The sequence below is a fragment of the Roseomonas elaeocarpi genome, from assembly GCF_042433915.1.
Lineage (GTDB): Bacteria > Pseudomonadota > Alphaproteobacteria > Acetobacterales > Acetobacteraceae > Roseomonas > Roseomonas elaeocarpi.
This window is the reverse complement of sequence record NZ_JBHLUN010000010.1, coordinates 251,108-266,739: the sequence shown is the minus strand read 5'-3', so window position 1 is coordinate 266,739 and position 15,632 is coordinate 251,108. Positions and strand designations below refer to the sequence as shown.

Sequence of the window (15,632 nt, the reverse complement as noted above, 5' to 3'; positions counted from 1 at the left end):
CAGGCGCCAGGAAGCTGCCGGTCACCACGGAAGCCACGCGGCGCGGAGCGCGCGCGGCAACCGGTTCAGCCCTTCCGGCCGGCGGCCCTGTACAGGCATTCCAGCAGCGCCGCGCTGCCGCTCGCCTGGGCGATCGTCAGGGCGGTGCGGCCCTCGGCATCCGCGCGCTCCGGGTCGGCCCCGGCCGCGAGCAGCAGCTCGGCCATCTCCAGCCGCCCGAACATCACCGCGAACATCAGCGGCGTGCGCCCGGCCTCGTTGGGGGCATCGACGGTGGCACCCGCGTCCAGCAGGCAGCGTGCCACGGCGACCTCGCCCTTGAAGGCGACGCCGGCCAGGGCGGTGGAGCCCTTGCTGTCGCGCCCGTCCACCGCCGCGCCGCGCCGCAGCAGGAGCTCCGTGGCCTCCAGCTGCCCGTTATAGGAAGCGAGGATCAGCGGCGGGAAGCCGCGCGCGTCCGGCCGGTTCGGGTCCGCTCCGGCGTCCAGGAAGGCGCCCAGCATCTCCAGCCGCCCGTCACGCGCAGCACCGTAGAACAGCATCTCGATCTGTTCCTGGGACATGGTGCTGCCATGTGGCGTCGCGGATTCGGTCATGGACCCAGCTTCGGGACCTGGGGGAGGGGAGGCAAGCGTGCGCGTCGGAGGGCGGCATCCGGCACCGGCACCCCGGCGCGCCGGGATGTCGCCCTGCGGCTTGGGAAAGCAGCCCTGGGGCCTGTCCCAGGGATGATCCCCCCAGAATAGTTCCCCGGAACAATCCCCCAGGGACAATCCTCAAGGGATCACCCCCGGAAATCGTTTCCGCGGATCACCCCCGCGGGCCGCGGCGCCGGTTCACGGCCAGTTCCTCGGGCGTCAGCACGAAGCCCAGCAGCACGCGCCGGGTCCTGGCCTGCTCGACCCCGCCGGGGATGCGGATCGACAGCTCCTCGCCCTGCGTCTGCACGCGGCTGACATTGGCCGGGAACTCCACCTGGGCCGTGTAGGTGGCGCGGGCCAGCACCGCCGACTCATCGGCCGAGACCACCGCGACCATGTAGGGCAGCTGTGCGGTGTTGCCGGTGGCGGCAGGCCCGCGCTCGGCCGACATCGCCAGGCGCAGCGTCACGTCCAGCCCGGCATGGTTGGGGGCGTAGTCGCACTTGGCCTGGAAGCCGGTCAGCCTGGCGTCCAGCACCATGGTGGTGAGGTCCTCGCGGCCGCCGGCGTAGCGGGACAGGTCGGCCGCGTCGCCCAGCAGCGCCACGTTGGGGCAGGGGGCGGGAACATTGGCCAGCGGATCCTTGGGGTTCGACCCGCAGCCCGCCAGGCCAAGGGCGATCAGGGCCAGCAGCCCGGCCATGCGCCCCTTGCGCGGGCGGGAGCCGACCCGGGCTTCCCCGGCCCGAACCCTCGAAGGAGCCCCCGAAGACACCCCCGGCACCACCCCCAGCGAGTTCCCCCTGGGCAACGCGCGATAAGCCATGCAAACACTCCCTCTGTCCCCGCAGCCCGCGGACCGCTAGGTTGCGGCGAGCCCGGCCGGGTAACATCTCCCGGTGCCTGACACGCCCTACGCGGTAAGCCCTACTGACGGCACGCCCCAACTGGCACGAGAGACGCCCGACGCCAACATGCCCCACGACATGCTCAGCACCGAGACCGACCTCGCCCGCCCCGCCGTTTCCGGCGGTGACCCGCCCCGCCCGGCGCCCGGCGCCAAGCAGCGCCTGAAGGTGCTGATGGCCGGCCCCCGCGGCTTCTGCGCCGGCGTGGACCGGGCCATCAAGATCGTGGAGGAAGCGCTCGCCCGCCGCGGCGCGCCCGTCTACGTGCGCCACGAGATCGTCCACAACCGCTTCGTGGTGGAGCGCCTGGAGACGCTCGGCGCCGTCTTCGTCGAGGAGTTGGACGAGATCCCCGACAACGGCCAGCCCGTGGTGTTCTCGGCGCACGGCGTGCCGAAGTCCGTGCCGGCCGAGGCCCGGGCGCGCGAGATGTTCTTTCTCGACGCCACCTGCCCGCTGGTGAGCAAGGTCCACCGCGAGGTCGAGCGCCATTCCGCCACCGGGCGCCACATCCTGCTGATCGGCCATGCCGGCCACCCGGAGGTGATCGGCACCATGGGCCAGCTGCCCGAGGGTTCAGTGACGTTGGTGGAGGATGCCGCCCAGGCGCGCACCGTGCAGCCGCCGGCCGGCGTGCAGCTGGCCTTCACGACCCAGACCACGCTGTCGGTGGACGACACGATCGAGATCGTGTCGATCCTGCAGGACCGCTTCCCCGACATCGCCAGCCCCACCAAGGAAGACATCTGCTACGCCACCACCAACCGGCAGGCGGCGGTCAAGGCGATCGCGCCGCGGTCGGAGCTGATGGTGGTGGTGGGTGCGCCCAACTCCTCCAACTCGGTCCGCCTGCGTGAGGTGGCCGAGCGCGCCGGCTGCCCGCGGGCCGTGCTGGTGCAGCGCGGCCGCGACTTCGACCCCGCCCTGGCGGACGGCGTGGCGACGGTGGGCATCACCGCCGGCGCCAGCGCGCCCGAGATCCTGGTGGACGAGGTGCTGGACCGGCTGCGCACCCGCTTCGAGCTCGAGATCGAGGAAATCGTGGTGGCGCGCGAGAACATCACCTTCAAGCTTCCTGCCGCCCTGCAGGACTGAATGGCGGTCTACACGGAGGTCCCGGAGGCGGCGCTCGCCGCCTTCCTGGGCGACTATGACCTCGGCGCGCCCGTGGCCCTGCACGGCATCGCCGAGGGCGTCGAGAACAGCAACTTCCTGCTCGACACCACCGCGGGCCGCTACGTCCTCACCCTGTACGAGCGCCGGGTGAACCCGGCCGAACTCCCCTGGTTCATCGGGCTGATGCGCCACCTGGCGGCACGGGGCGTCGCGTGCCCGCTGCCGGTCGCGGCGCGCGACGGCGAGGCGCTGCGCGAGCTCTGCGGCCGCCCGGCGGCGATCTGCACCTTCTTGGACGGGCAGGGCCTGCGGGAGCCCACGCTGGCGCAGTGCGCCGAGCTCGGCACCGCCATGGCCGGCCTCCACGCGGCCGGGCAGGGTTTCGCGGCCGAGCGCCCCAACGCGCTGGGCCCGCAAAGCTGGGCGCCTCTGCTGGACGAGTGCCGCGCCGGCGGCGACGCGCTGCGCCCCGGCCTGTGCGACGCGCTGGAGGGTCACCTGAAGGCGATCCTGCGCGACTGGCCCGCCGCAAACCTGCCGCGCGGCCACATCCACGCGGACCTGTTTCCCGACAACGCCTTTTTCCAGGGCGAGCGGCTGAGCGGGATCATCGACTTCTACTTCGCCTGCACCGACCTGCTGGCCTATGACCTGGCGGTCAGCCTCAACGCTTGGTGCTTCGACACGCAGCTGCGCTTCCGGCCGGAGCACGCCGCGGCGATGATCCGCGCCTACGAGGCCGTGCGTCCCCTCTCGCCCGAGGAGCACGCGGCGCTGCCCGTGCTCTGCGCCGGCGCCGCGCTGCGCTTCCTGCTGACGCGCCTGTTTGACTGGACCCACACGCCGCCCGGCGCGCTGGTCACCCGCAAGGACCCGATGGAATACCTCGCCCGCCTCGAACACTTCCGCGCCGAGCCCGCCCATGTCGGATGAGACCGCCGACGGCGCCGCGCTGCGCGAGGTCGAGATCTGGACCGATGGCGGCTGCAAGCCCAATCCCGGCCCGGGCGGCTGGGGCGCGATCCTGCGCTACGAGGGCCATGAGCGGGAACTGAGCGGCGGCGAGCCCGCCACCACCAACAACCGCATGGAACTGACCGCCGCCGCCTCAGCGCTGGAGGCGCTCAAGCGGCCCTGCAAGGTCGTGCTGCACACCGACAGCGAATACGTGCGCAACGGCATCTCCCGCTGGGTGCACGGCTGGGTCCGCAACGGCTGGAAGAACGCCGCCAAGGAGCCGGTGGCGAACTACGAGCTGTGGCAGCGCCTCCTCGCCGCCGCCAAGCCGCACGCGATCGAGTGGCGCTGGGTGCGCGGCCATTCCGGCGATCCGATGAACGAGCGTGCCGACGTGCTCGCCACCGCGGCAAGGATGGCGCTGGGGCGGTAGTTTTCCGCCCGGTGACTCGGGCAGCGCTGCTTTCCTTTCTCTCCTAGGCACCGAGAATGGCGGCCAGCATGTCCTGGATTGCACCCCTCGCCGCCGTGCTGGTTATTCAGACCACGGCCACCATCCTGTCCCGCATCGTCGCCACCCTCGCACCGCCCATGCTGGCGGCCCATGGCTGGTCCCCCGACATGATCGGCTGGCTTTCGGCCCTCAACACGGCGGGGTCGGTCGCCTTCCTGATGGCCGGAACCCCGCTGATCTACCGCCTGGGCTCCATCCGGAGCCTCCAGTCGGGCATGGCCGTGGGCGTCGTCGGTGCGCTGATGCTCACCCTGCCTCTGGACCTCGCGGCGCTGGCGGGCAGCTTCCTGATGGGCCTGTGCTACGGGCCCTCCGTTTCGGGCGGGGGCGACATCCTGCAGCGCCTTTCCCCGCCCCAGCACCGGAACCTGATCTTTTCCATCAAGCAGGCGGGCGTGCCCCTGGGCGGCGTGCTCGCCGGCATCGGCCTCCCGCTCGCCGCGGCGAGCCTCGGCTGGCAGGGCGCCATCGCCGCCGTGGCCCTGGTCCCCGTCCTGACGATCCTCGTGGTGCAGCCGATGCGCGGGCGGCTGGATGCCGGGCGCGACAGCACCCGCCGGCTGAGCGCGGCCAGCTTTCTGTCGCCCGCCAACCTCACCCGCCCGCTGAGCGTGCTCGGCAAGGCGCCAGGGCTTTTCGCCGTGGGCCTCGCCGGAAGCTTCATGGCGGTGGGGCAGGGCGCCTGGTTCGCCTTTCTGGTCACCTACGCGGTGATCGAGCTGAACTTCCCGCTGCCGCTCGCCGGCGCCCTGTTCGCGACGATGCAGACCATCTCCATCGGCGGCCGCATGTTGCTGGGCTACCTGTCCGACCGGGTGGTGCCCGGCCTCGTCGTGCTCCGCCTCTGCTGCCTGGCCTCGGCCGCCGCCACCGCCACGCTGGCGCTGAGCGGCACGCACTGGCCCGTCTGGAGCCTCTTTCTCCTCGCGGCCATTGCCGGCATCGCCGTGTCCAGCTGGAACGGCGTGCAGAATGCCGAGATGGCGCACCGCGCCCCGCCGGGCATGATCGCCGAAACCATGGCGGGTGGAACCATCCTGATCTTCCTGGGCTACATCATCGGCCCGCCGCTCTTCGGCGCGGTGGCCCTCCTGGCGGGGGGCATGGGCGCCGCCTTCATGCTCAACGCCGCGATCACCCTGCTGGCGCTGATCCCGCTGACCTGGCTGAGCATCCGCCGGCCCGCGTGAGGCCAGGGGAGGACGATCCTGCCCGCATCCCTGCGGAAAGCCCTCCGGAAACCGGCGGGCAGGGTCGGCCGCGCAAGGGCGGGTTCAGTCCGGCGCGGAGTCCGGCGACATCGCCACCGACAGTCGGAGGCCACGCAGCAGCGCCGCATCCTGCGCGGACGGATCGGCCGGCATCAGCACGACCGGGGAGCTCTCGCCCATCTGCGCCAGCATCTCGGGCAGGGCAACGGCGGTGACCAGGCCCCGCACGGTGCGGGTTTCCTCGTCCTCCTCCCCGGCACCGGCGCCGAAGAACACCGTCGCGCTTCCCTCCGGCTCGGGCAGGGCCCCGGGGCCGGGGGCGATGCCGAAGCCGTGGGCCGCGAGCCCGCCCCGCTTCTTCTCCACGACCCATCCCGCGATCCGGCGGACACCGGCATCGTCTTCCCGCCCGGTCTCGAGCCAGAACAGCGGCGGCAGGGCGTCGGGCACGGCGGGCGAGCGCGACACCTCGGAACCGGCCAGCCCGCGTGCCAGCGCGGCGATCTCGTCGTCGACCGCCAGGATGGGCGCGCCCTCCGCCCGCAGGCGCCGCGCCGCGCGCCGCGCTTCCACCGCCGCCTGCTCGCCGAGCATGGCGACCAGCAGGCTGTTCTCGGGAAACCTCGGCCTTTCCTGCATCCTGCGTCCCCGTCCGTGATGCCTCGTGATGCCCGAAAGCGGCGGGGGGCGGCAACCGGCCGCCGCGACCGGTGGGTCGAGCGCCGTTGCGCGCCCGGCCGCCGGCGCTCCACCCCAGGAACCAGCGCGGCATGATCCCCCACCCGGCATCTCCGGCTGCGCAGGGGTTCGCATCCCGGAACCCACCGACCTTCGCAATCCCGGACCGGCCGTCCTTTTGTTTGACCCGGCGCTCGCCGGGCCGCTAACGATTCCGGCACCATCGGTGGCGTGGAAAGGCCGTGCGGATGCAGGACGTCCTGATCGTCGGGGCCGGCCCCACCGGCCTGGTGCTGGCACTCTGGCTCACCGGCCAGGGGGTCAAGGTCCGCATCATCGGCCGGAGCGCTGGGCCGGGGGAAACCTCGCGCGCCATGGCCGTGCAGGCCCGCACCCTCGAACTCTACCGCCAGCTCGACCTGGCGGAGGCGGTGGTCGCGGCGGGGCACCCGGTTCCGGCCATCAACCTTTGGGCCCGCGGCCGGCACAGGGCGCGCATCGCCTTTCGAAACGCCGGGTCCGACCTCACCGCCTATCCCTTCGTGCTGACCTACCCGCAGGACCATCACGAGCGGCTGCTGATCGAGCGCCTGGCCTCTGTCGGCGTCACGGTGGAGCGGCGCACCGAGCTGTTGTCCTTCGAGGACGAGGCGGACCACGTCACCGCCCGCCTGCGGATGCCCGACGGCACGGAGCAGCGCTGCGAGGCGCGCTACCTGGCGGGCTGCGACGGGGCCCGCTCCACCGTCCGCCACCAGCTCGGCACGGGCTTCGACGGCGGGACCTACCGGCAGGTCTTCTACGTCGCCGATGCCGAGGCGGCCCCGCTGGGAGATCCCGGCGAGGCGCATGTCGCCCTCGACCGCGGCGACCTCCTGCTCGTGCTGCCCTACGGCGAAGGCAGGCAGTGCCGGCTGATCGGCACTGTCCAGGACGAACGGGCGGAGCATGCCGAAACCCTGCGCTTCGAGGACGTCAGCCACGAGTCCATGGCGAGCCTGGGCCTCGGGGTCGAGGCGGTGAACTGGTTCTCCACCTACCGGGTCCATCACCGGGTCACCGACCACTTCCGCCAGGGGCGCGCCTTCCTGCTCGGCGACGCGGCCCACGTGCACAGCCCCGCCGGCGGCCAGGGCATGAACACCGGCATCAGCGACGCGATCAACCTGGCCTGGAAGCTGGCGGCCGCGGTGAAGGGGCGGGCGCCGGACAGCCTGCTCGACAGCTACGAGGTGGAGCGGCAGGGCTTTGCCCGCACGCTGGTGGACACGACGGACCGCTTCTTCACCTTCGCCACCGCCGGGGGCAGCGTCGCGGACTTCGTGCGCACGCGGCTTTTCCCGAGCTTCGCGAGCGTTGCCTACGAGTTCGGCAGCGTGCGCGAGTTCATGTTCAGGGTCGTGTCGCAGACGATGCTGCACTACCACGACAGCCCGCTGAGCGAGGGCAGGGCCGGCACGGTGAAGGGAGGCGACCGCCTGCCCTGGGTGCGGTCCGGGGGATCCGACAACCACGACCCGCTGCCCGCGATCGGCTGGCAGGTCCACCTCTACGGCACGGCCAGGGCGGAGCTGCGGCGCTGGTGTGAGCAGCACCGTCTGCCGCTGCGTTCCATCGCCTGGACACCCGCCCACAGGGAGGCCGGCTTCGGGCAGGATGCCGCTTACCTGCTGCGGCCGGACAGCTACGTGGCCCTCGCCGACCCGGAAGCCTCCCCCGCCGCGCTGGCGCAATACTGCGACGTGCGGGGCCTCGTCCTGGGCTGACGGCGGGTGCGTCCGGTGGGCTGGGCGGCCGCCACCGAATACCGGCCGTGCCCATTTCCTGTGCGCCGTGACCGCGGGGCGGATCGCGGCTGGCCCCTTCGCCGGCCGCCGCGCGAAACGGCGCCGGAATTGCGCCGCGCGCCGCCACCGGGCCGCGTTGCCAGCGCCCCCGCCCGGGTGCCATAACGCCCCGTACCCGCTGATCCTGCGCGGGAGAGTGGGGCCGCCCGGATGCGACGGCCCCCGCCGAAGGCGCAACCGGCCCCCGGAAACGCTCAGGCCCATGGACCGCGCGGGGAAGGGGCCTCTGGAAAGCCCGCGATGCGCCACAAACGTGTCACGGCACCGACGGAGTAAGGCGACCGGTCCCCGTGTTCGGGATGGCCTGGAACCGAATCTCTCAGGTCCATGGACAGAGGGGGGCCACGTTCCAGCCGCCGCACCCCGCGGCGAAGGAGGATGCGTGGCTGACGCCCAGGATAACTTGCTCGAAACCCCGCTGGCCGACTGGCACCGCGCGCAGGGCGCCCGGATGGTGCCCTTCGCGGGCTACCTGATGCCGGTGCAGTACCCGTCCGGCATCATCGTCGAGCACACCGCCTGCCGCACCGCGGCCGCGCTGTTCGACGTGTCGCATATGGGCCAGGCGGAGCTGCGCGGCCCGGTGGCCGAGGCCGCCCGCGCGCTGGAAGCGCTGACGCCGGCCGACGTGCAGGGGCTGAAGGTGAACCGCCAGCGCTACGGCGTGCTGATGAACGCGGCGGGCGGCATCCTCGACGACTTCATGTTCACCAACATGGGCGACCGGATGCTGGTGGTGTTCAACGCCTCGCGCAAGGAACTGGACGAGGCCGCGGTCGCCGCCGCCCTGCCGCCCGGCGTGACGCTGCACCCGCTGCGCGACCGCGCGCTGCTGGCGCTGCAAGGCCCGGGCGCCGAGGCCGCGCTGGCGCCGCTGGCACCCGTGGTGGCCTCGCTGCCCTTCATGGGCGTGGCCGAAACCACGCTGGTGGGCGCGCCCGCGGTGATCAGCCGCTCCGGCTATTCCGGCGAGGACGGCTACGAGATCAGCATCCCGGCCGAGGCCGCGGCGATGCTGGCCGCAGCCCTCGTGGACGGCGCCGGCGTCACGCCCGCGGGCCTGGGCTCGCGCGACAGCCTGCGCCTCGAGGCAGGCCTCTGTCTCTACGGCAACGACATCGACGAGACCACGAGCCCGGTCGAGGCCGCGCTGAACTGGACCATCGGCAAGCGCCGCCGCACCGAGTGGAACTTTCTGGGCGCCGAGCGCGTGCGCGAGGAGCTGGACCACGGCCCCAAGCGGCTGCGCGTCGGCTTCGCCGTGGAAGGCCGCCAGCCCGCCCGCGCCCATACCGAGATCCAGAGCGGCGGCGCCACCGTCGGCGAGGTCACCAGCGGCGGCTTCGGCCCCACGCTCGGCGCGCCGATGGCCATGGGCTACGTCCGCCCCGACCTCGCGGTGGATGGCACAGCCCTCGACCTGATGGTGCGGGGCCGGGCGATCGCCGCCCGCGTCGCGCCCACGCCTTTCGTTCCCCACCGCTACAAGCGCGCCGCCGCGGCCGCCTGAAGGAGATCGCCCGCATGTCCGAAACCCGTTTCGCCGCCAGCCACGAGTGGATCCGCCCCGAGGGCGAGGAAGCCGTGGTCGGCATCACCTCCCACGCGCAGGAAGCCCTGGGCGACGTGGTGTTCGTGGACCTTCCCGAGGCTGGCCGCGAGGTCGAGGCCGGCGAGTCCGTCGCGGTGGTCGAGAGCGTGAAGGCCGCCTCCGACATCTACGCCCCCGTGGCCGGCACGATCATCGGCAACAACGAGGCGCTGAGCGACAATCCCGGCCTGGTGAACAGTGCGCCCACCGGCGAGGGCTGGTTCTTCCGCATCAAGCCGCGTGACATGGGTGATCTCGGCAACCTGATGGACGAGGCCGCCTACGAGGCCAAGGTCGCCGCGGAATGACCGCACTGGAAACCCTCGCCTCGCTCGAGGACCACAGCGACTTCATCGCCCGCCACATCGCCCCCTCCGAGAGCGAGATCGCGGCGATGCTGGAGGCTGTCGGCGCCGACAGCCTCGACACCATGGCCGCGCGCACCGTGCCCGCCGCCATCATGGCCGACACGCTCGACGCCCTGCCGGCCGCGGCCAGCGAGGCCGAGGTGATGGCCGAGCTCGCGCAGCTCGCGGGCCGCAACCGCCCGACCCGCTCGCTGATCGGCATGGGCTATCACGGCACCCACGTGCCGCCGGTGATCCTGCGCAACGTGCTGGAGAACCCGGGCTGGTACACGGCCTATACGCCCTACCAGGCCGAGATCGCGCAGGGGCGCTTGGAAGCGCTGGTCAACTTCCAGACCATGATCTGCGACCTCACCGGCCTGCCGGTGGCCAACGCATCCCTGCTGGATGAAGGCACCGCGGTCGCCGAGGCCATGGCGCTGGCGCTGTCCTCGGTGAAGGGGCCGCGCGCCACCAACCGCCGCGTGATCCTGGCCGCCGCCGACCTGCACCCGCAGACCATCGCCGTGCTGCAAACGCGCGCCGATCCGATCGACGTGGAAGTGCGCGTCTACGCCGCCGCCGACATGGCCGAGGCGATCCGCCACGACGCGCCCTTCGCCGCGGTGTTCAGCTATCCCGGCACCACCGGCGAGGTCCGCGCGGAACTCGCCGCCGACATCGCCGTGGCGCGCGAGAACAGCGTCACCGCCATCGTGGCGGCGGACCTGCTGTCGCTGGTGCTGCTGACCCCGCCGGGCGAGATGGGCGCCGACATCGTGGTCGGCTCCTCGCAGCGCTTCGGCGTGCCGATGGGCTGGGGCGGACCGCACGCCGCCTTCATGGCGGTGAAGGACGGCCTCAAGCGCCTGATCCCCGGCCGCCTCGTTGGTGTTTCCGTGGACGCCGCCGGCCGCCCGGCGATGCGCCTCGCGCTGCAAACGCGCGAACAGCACATCCGGCGCGAGAAGGCGACCTCGAACATCTGCACCGCGCAGGTGCTGCTGGCGGTGATGGCGGGCTTCTACGCCATCTGGCACGGCGCCGAGGGCCTGCGCCGCATCGCCGAGCGCGTCCACCTGCAGGCGCGGCTGCTCGCCGACTGCGCCCGCAAGGCCGGCTTCCAGCTGCGGCACGAGCGCTTCTTCGACACGGTCGCCATCGAGGCTGGCGGTGCGTCCGACCGGCTGATGGTGGCGGCGCTCAAGCGCGGCTTCAACCTGCGCCGCGTGGACGACACCTGCGTCGCCATTGCCCTGGACGAGACGATCCGGCGCGCCGACCTGATCTGCCTCGACGAGGCGATCTGCGAGGCCGCCGGCCGCCAGCCGATGGGGCTGGACGAGCTGGCGGACCGCAACCGCCTGCCGCCGGCTCTCCTGCGCAAGAGCCCGATCCTCACGGCCGAAGTCTTCTCGGCGCATCGCAGCGAGCACGGGATGCTGCGCTACCTGAAGTCGCTGGAAGACCGCGACGTGGCGCTGAACCGGAGCATGATCCCGCTCGGCTCCTGCACCATGAAGCTGAACGCGACCGCCGAGATGGCCTCGGTCACGCTGCCGGGCTTCTCCAACGTGCATCCCTTCGCGCCGGTGGACCAGGTTCCGGGCTACCTCGCGCTGGTGCGCCGGCTGGAAGGGTGGCTCTGCACGGTGACCGGCTTCGCCGCCGTGTCGCTGCAGCCCAACGCCGGTTCCCAGGGCGAATACGCCGGGCTGCTGGCGATCCGCTCCTGGCACCGCTCGCGCGGGGATGAGGCGCGCGACGTCTGCCTGATCCCGTCCTCCGCCCATGGCACCAACCCGGCCTCGGCCGTGATGGCCGGCATGCGCGTGGTGGTGGTGCGTTGTGATGCCGACGGCAACGTCGACCTCGACGACCTGCGCGCCAAGGCGGAGGAACACGCTTCCCGCCTCGCGGCGCTGATGATCACCTACCCCTCGACGCACGGCGTGTTCGAGGAAGGCATCCGCGACATCTGCGCGCTGATCCACGAGAAGGGCGGCCAGGTCTACATGGACGGCGCCAACATGAACGCGCAGGTCGGCCTCACCAGCCCGGCCACGATCGGCGCGGACGTGTGCCACCTGAACCTGCACAAGACCTTCTGCATCCCCCACGGCGGCGGCGGCCCGGGCATCGGGCCGATCGGCGTGGCGGCGCATCTCGCGCCGCACCTGCCGAACCATCCGCTGCTGGCGGAAGCGGGACCCGAGACCGGCTTCGGCCCCGTGTCCTCGGCGCCCTTCGGCTCCGCCTCGATCCTGCCGATCCCCTACGCCTATATCCGGCTGATGGGCGGCGCGGGACTGCGGCGCGCGACGCAGGTCGCGATCCTGTCGGCCAACTACGTGGCCAGGCGCCTCGAAGGGCACTTCCCGGTGCTCTATCGCGGCCGGCAGGGCATGGTGGCGCACGAGTGCATCCTCGACTGCCGCAGCTTCGCGCAGACGGCGGGCATCCAGGTCGAGGACATCGCCAAGCGCCTCCAGGACTTCGGCTTCCACGCGCCGACCATGTCCTGGCCGGTGACCGGCACGCTGATGGTGGAACCCACCGAGAGCGAGCCCAAGGCCGAGCTCGACCGCTTCGTGGAGGCCATGATCGCCATCCGCGCGGAAATCCGCGCGGTGGAGGAAGGCCAGCTCGACCGTGCCGACAACCCGCTGAAGAACGCGCCGCACACGGCCGAGGAAGTCACGGGCGACGCGTGGTCGCACCCGTACTCGCGCCAGCAGGCCGCCTACCCGCTGCCCTGGGTGGCGGCGCACAAGTACTGGCCGCCGGTCAAGCGCGTCGACAACGTGTACGGCGACCGCAACCTCGCCTGCACCTGCGCGCCGCTCGAAGCCTACGCGCAGGACATGCGCGTGGCGGCGGAGTGAGCGGCGGCGACGTGGAAGCCTACGGCACCGTGCCGGAGGCGGACGCTTCGGCGGACGGCGCGGCGCACCCGGCGGGCACCGCGCCCGCCGGACAAGGCAGGACGAAGCCCTGGACGGTGCGGCAGTCCCGCACCGTGCTGCGCGACCGCTGGCTGCACGTCCAGGCCGACGCGGTGGAGGACGCGCGGGGCAACCTGCTCGACCCCTACTACACGCTGCACGGGCCGAACTGGGTGAGCGTGGCCGCGCTCACCGAGGATGACCGGCTGGTGCTGGTGCGCCAGTACCGCCACGGCCTCGCGGCGTCCTCGCTGGAACTGCCGGCCGGCGCGATCGACCCGGGCGACGCCGACCCGGTGGCGGCGGGGCGGCGGGAGCTGCTGGAAGAAACCGGTCACGCCGCGCGGGAATGGCGGCTGGTGTCGTCGCTCAGTCCCAACACGGCGCTGCATCGCAACACCTGCCACACCGTGCTGGCCCTGGGTGCGCACCGCGTGGCCGAGCCGGCGCTGGAGCCCGGCGAGGACATCACGGTGGAGCTTCACCCCTGGCGCGAGGTGGTGGCGGGGCTGCGCGCGGGCGTGCTGCCGCAGGCGATGCACGTCGCCGGCCTGCTGATCGCGCTGGAAGCCGCCGGCCGGTTGCGCTTCGAGGCGCTCTGATGCCCGACTACAGCCTGGAGCTCGCCGCCGGCGGCCGCGTCGCCGGCGTGGACGAGGCAGGGCGAGGGCCGCTCGCCGGTCCCGTGCTGGCGGGGGCGGTGGTGTTCCACGGCGCCCCCGACGCCGCGCTGGCGAGGCTGCTGGACGACAGCAAGAAGCTCACCCCCGTGCGCCGGGAACAGGCCTTCGCCGCCCTGCGCGAGGCCGCGCGCAGCGGCCGCGCCACCGTGGGCTGGGGCGCCGCCACCGCCGCCGAGATCGGGCAGCTGAACATCCTGCGCGCCACGCACCTGGCGATGTGGCGCGCCGTGCGACGGCTGGGCCCGGTGCCGGACCTCGCGCTGATCGACGGCAACATGGCGCCGCGGGCGCCGCACCTCCTGCCGTGCCGCACCGCTTGCGTGGTGAAGGGCGACGGCACCTCGCTCTCGATCGCCGCGGCCTCGATCGTGGCCAAGGTGCTGCGCGACCGCGCCATGCTGCGCTTCGACCGGCATTATCCCGGCTATGGCTTCGCGCTCCATGCCGGCTACCCGACGCCCTCACATCGTGAGGCGCTGCGGCGCCTCGGCCCCACGCCGCAGCACCGGCGCGGCTTCGCGCCGGTGGATCAGGCAGCGCTGCTGTTCGGCTGAAACGGGGGCGTGGGCGCATCTCCCGACGGCGTTCCTCCCGACTGGCAGGCGCCCCGCCCACGACCCAGATAGATCGGCGGAACCGGGAAGAGGTCTCAAACATGTCCGAGAACTTCACGCGCTCGCTGACCGGTGCCGCGCCGCCGCCCGGCCTTTCGCCCGCCCTGCTGGCCCTCTGGCACGGCCTGCGCGGCGAGTGGGACGCTTCGCACCGGATCGTCCAGGATGCCGAGGGCGGTGACGAGGCCTGGGTCCATGCCTGGCTGCACCGGGTCGAGGGCGACCTGCCCAATGCCCGCTACTGGTACCGCCGCGCGAATCGCGCCGTGCCGCCCGCCGACCTCGCCACGGAACGCGAGGGACACGCGATCGCCGCGACGCTGTTCGGCGTTTGATCCCCTTGACCTAAGGACATCCTTGGGTTGCGCCCCGCGTCGCCTGAGCAACCCTCTGAACCTCGCTTGACGGCACGACTCGGCTTCCGCACTTTGCCGACTCGAAGACGGGGGACTGCTGCGTGGGGACGGGGATCGACCTGCCGCTTGACCAGGTGATGGTCGGCGACTGCCTGGACATGCTGCGGCAACTGCCCCCGGCCTCGGTGCACGCGATCTTCGCGGACCCGCCCTATAACCTCCAGCTGAAGGGCAGCCTCGTGCGCCCCGAGGGCGGGCGCGTGGACGGGGTGGACGACGCCTGGGACCGCTTCGACAGCTTCCCGGCCTACGATGCCTTCACCCGCGCCTGGCTGACCGAGTGCCGCCGCGTCCTGCGCAAGGACGGCACGATCTGGGTGATCGGCGCCTACCACAACGTGTTCCGCCTCGGCACGGCGTTGCAGGACCTGGGCTACTGGATCCTCAACGACGTGGTGTGGCGCAAGTCCAACCCCATGCCGAACTTCCGCGGCCGCCGCTTCACCAACGCGCACGAGACCATGATCTGGGCCTCGCGCGGGCCGGAGAGCCGCTACAAGTTCAACTACGCCGCCATGAAGTCGCTGAACGACGATGTGCAGATGCGCTCCGACTGGCTGATCCCGCTCTGCACCGGCGCCGAGCGGCTGCGCGACGAGGACGGCAAGAAGGTCCACCCGACCCAGAAGCCCGAGGCGCTGCTGCACCGCGTGATCCTGAGCTGCACCTCGCCGGGCGAGGTCGTGCTCGACCCCTTCATGGGCAGCGGCACAACCGCCGCGGTGGCCAAGCGCCTCGGCCGCCGCTTCATCGGCATCGAGCGCGACGAAACCTACGCCGCCGCCGCCCAGGCCCGCATCGACGCGATCACGCCGATGCCGGAAAGCGCGGCGCTGAGCCTGCCCGCCAAGCGCGAACAACCGCGCGTTCCCTTCGGCACGCTGGTGGAGCGCGGGCTGGTTCCCGCGGGCTCGCGCCTCGTGGACCGGCACCGCCGCTGGAAGGCCGAGGTTGGCGCCGACGGCACGCTCCGCTGCGGCAAGGCCGTGGGCTCGATCCACAAGGTCGGCGCCGCGGTTCAGGAAGCCCCCAGCTGCAACGGCTGGCTGTTCTGGCACGTCGAACATCCGAACGGCTCGCTGCGCCTGCTCGACGAATTGCGCGCCGAGATCGCGGGCAGCTGAGGCCTGAAGGAGCGGGAAAGCCCGGCCCCGGGTTGCCCGC

General features: G+C 72.3%; 15 protein-coding genes and 2 riboswitches. Of the genes, 12 read left to right on the top strand and 3 right to left on the bottom strand.

The features are described from left to right. Positions 1 to 65 precede the first annotated feature (65 nt). Both ACFFGY_RS15950 and ACFFGY_RS15945 read right to left on the bottom strand, forming a co-directional pair. Positions 66 to 596 (bottom strand): ankyrin repeat domain-containing protein, encoded by a 531-nt coding sequence (locus ACFFGY_RS15950; RefSeq protein ID WP_377045493.1) that lies wholly within the window; start codon positions 594 to 596, stop codon positions 66 to 68. 214 nt (positions 597 to 810) lie between these two features. Beyond that, on the bottom strand, positions 811 to 1,344 hold the full coding sequence (locus tag ACFFGY_RS15945; protein WP_377045492.1) for a hypothetical protein: 534 nt from the start codon (positions 1,342 to 1,344) through the stop codon (positions 811 to 813). 283 nt (positions 1,345 to 1,627) lie between these two features. On the opposite strand from ACFFGY_RS15945, the gene ispH reads away from it, so the two are divergent. From ispH to ACFFGY_RS15925, 4 genes are all read left to right on the top strand, one after another. Next, complete coding sequence (gene ispH, locus ACFFGY_RS15940; protein WP_377045562.1) at positions 1,628 to 2,644, top strand: 4-hydroxy-3-methylbut-2-enyl diphosphate reductase; 1,017 nt, start codon at positions 1,628 to 1,630, stop codon at positions 2,642 to 2,644. Beyond that, positions 2,645 to 3,598, top strand: coding sequence for a homoserine kinase (locus tag ACFFGY_RS15935; RefSeq protein ID WP_377045491.1), 954 nt, complete (start codon positions 2,645 to 2,647; stop codon positions 3,596 to 3,598). Next, positions 3,588 to 4,055, top strand: coding sequence for a ribonuclease HI (gene rnhA, locus ACFFGY_RS15930; RefSeq protein WP_377045490.1), 468 nt, complete (start codon positions 3,588 to 3,590; stop codon positions 4,053 to 4,055). The genes ACFFGY_RS15935 and rnhA overlap by 11 nt, the downstream gene beginning before the upstream one ends. A 68-nt stretch (positions 4,056 to 4,123) precedes the next feature. Further along, positions 4,124 to 5,326, top strand: a complete 1,203-nt coding sequence (locus tag ACFFGY_RS15925) for an MFS transporter (RefSeq protein WP_377045489.1) — start codon at positions 4,124 to 4,126, stop codon at positions 5,324 to 5,326. Positions 5,327 to 5,410: 84 nt separating this feature from the next. On the opposite strand, the gene ACFFGY_RS15920 is transcribed toward ACFFGY_RS15925, so the two are convergent. After that, positions 5,411 to 5,986 carry a hypothetical protein gene (locus ACFFGY_RS15920; protein WP_377045488.1) on the bottom strand — a complete coding sequence of 192 codons (576 nt, stop codon included), beginning with the start codon at positions 5,984 to 5,986 and terminating at the stop codon, positions 5,411 to 5,413. Positions 5,987 to 6,273: 287 nt separating this feature from the next. Here ACFFGY_RS15920 and ACFFGY_RS15915 point away from each other — a divergent pair, with 287 nt between their 5' ends. From ACFFGY_RS15915 to ACFFGY_RS15880, 8 genes are all read left to right on the top strand, one after another. Next, positions 6,274 to 7,791, top strand: coding sequence for an FAD-dependent monooxygenase (locus ACFFGY_RS15915; RefSeq protein WP_377045487.1), 1,518 nt, complete (start codon positions 6,274 to 6,276; stop codon positions 7,789 to 7,791). Positions 7,792 to 7,991: 200 nt separating this feature from the next. Beyond that, positions 7,992 to 8,092, top strand: a riboswitch (glycine riboswitch). Positions 8,093 to 8,095: 3 nt separating this feature from the next. Then, positions 8,096 to 8,210, top strand: a riboswitch (glycine riboswitch). A 44-nt stretch (positions 8,211 to 8,254) separates the two neighbouring features. Continuing rightward, entirely contained in the window at positions 8,255 to 9,382 is a 1,128-nt protein-coding gene (gcvT, locus tag ACFFGY_RS15910) for a glycine cleavage system aminomethyltransferase GcvT (RefSeq protein WP_377045486.1), read from the top strand. Positions 9,383 to 9,396: 14 nt separating this feature from the next. Next, entirely contained in the window at positions 9,397 to 9,771 is a 375-nt protein-coding gene (gcvH, locus tag ACFFGY_RS15905) for a glycine cleavage system protein GcvH (RefSeq protein WP_377045485.1), read from the top strand. Further along, on the top strand, positions 9,768 to 12,695 hold the full coding sequence (gene gcvP, locus ACFFGY_RS15900; protein WP_377045484.1) for an aminomethyl-transferring glycine dehydrogenase: 2,928 nt from the start codon (positions 9,768 to 9,770) through the stop codon (positions 12,693 to 12,695). The genes gcvH and gcvP overlap by 4 nt, the downstream gene beginning before the upstream one ends. Next, positions 12,692 to 13,357, top strand: coding sequence for an NUDIX hydrolase (locus ACFFGY_RS15895; protein WP_377045483.1), 666 nt, complete (start codon positions 12,692 to 12,694; stop codon positions 13,355 to 13,357). The genes gcvP and ACFFGY_RS15895 overlap by 4 nt, the downstream gene beginning before the upstream one ends. Next, the gene (locus tag ACFFGY_RS15890) at positions 13,357 to 13,992 is read left to right on the top strand and encodes a ribonuclease HII (RefSeq protein WP_377045482.1); all 636 of its coding nucleotides are present in this window, start codon (positions 13,357 to 13,359) and stop codon (positions 13,990 to 13,992) included. Before ACFFGY_RS15895 ends, ACFFGY_RS15890 begins: the two co-directional genes overlap by 1 nt. Positions 13,993 to 14,093: 101 nt before the next feature. After that, positions 14,094 to 14,387 carry a hypothetical protein gene (locus ACFFGY_RS15885; RefSeq protein WP_377045481.1) on the top strand — a complete coding sequence of 98 codons (294 nt, stop codon included), beginning with the start codon at positions 14,094 to 14,096 and terminating at the stop codon, positions 14,385 to 14,387. Positions 14,388 to 14,509: 122 nt separating this feature from the next. Continuing rightward, on the top strand, positions 14,510 to 15,592 hold the full coding sequence (locus tag ACFFGY_RS15880; protein WP_377045480.1) for a site-specific DNA-methyltransferase: 1,083 nt from the start codon (positions 14,510 to 14,512) through the stop codon (positions 15,590 to 15,592). Positions 15,593 to 15,632: the final 40 nt, after the last annotated feature.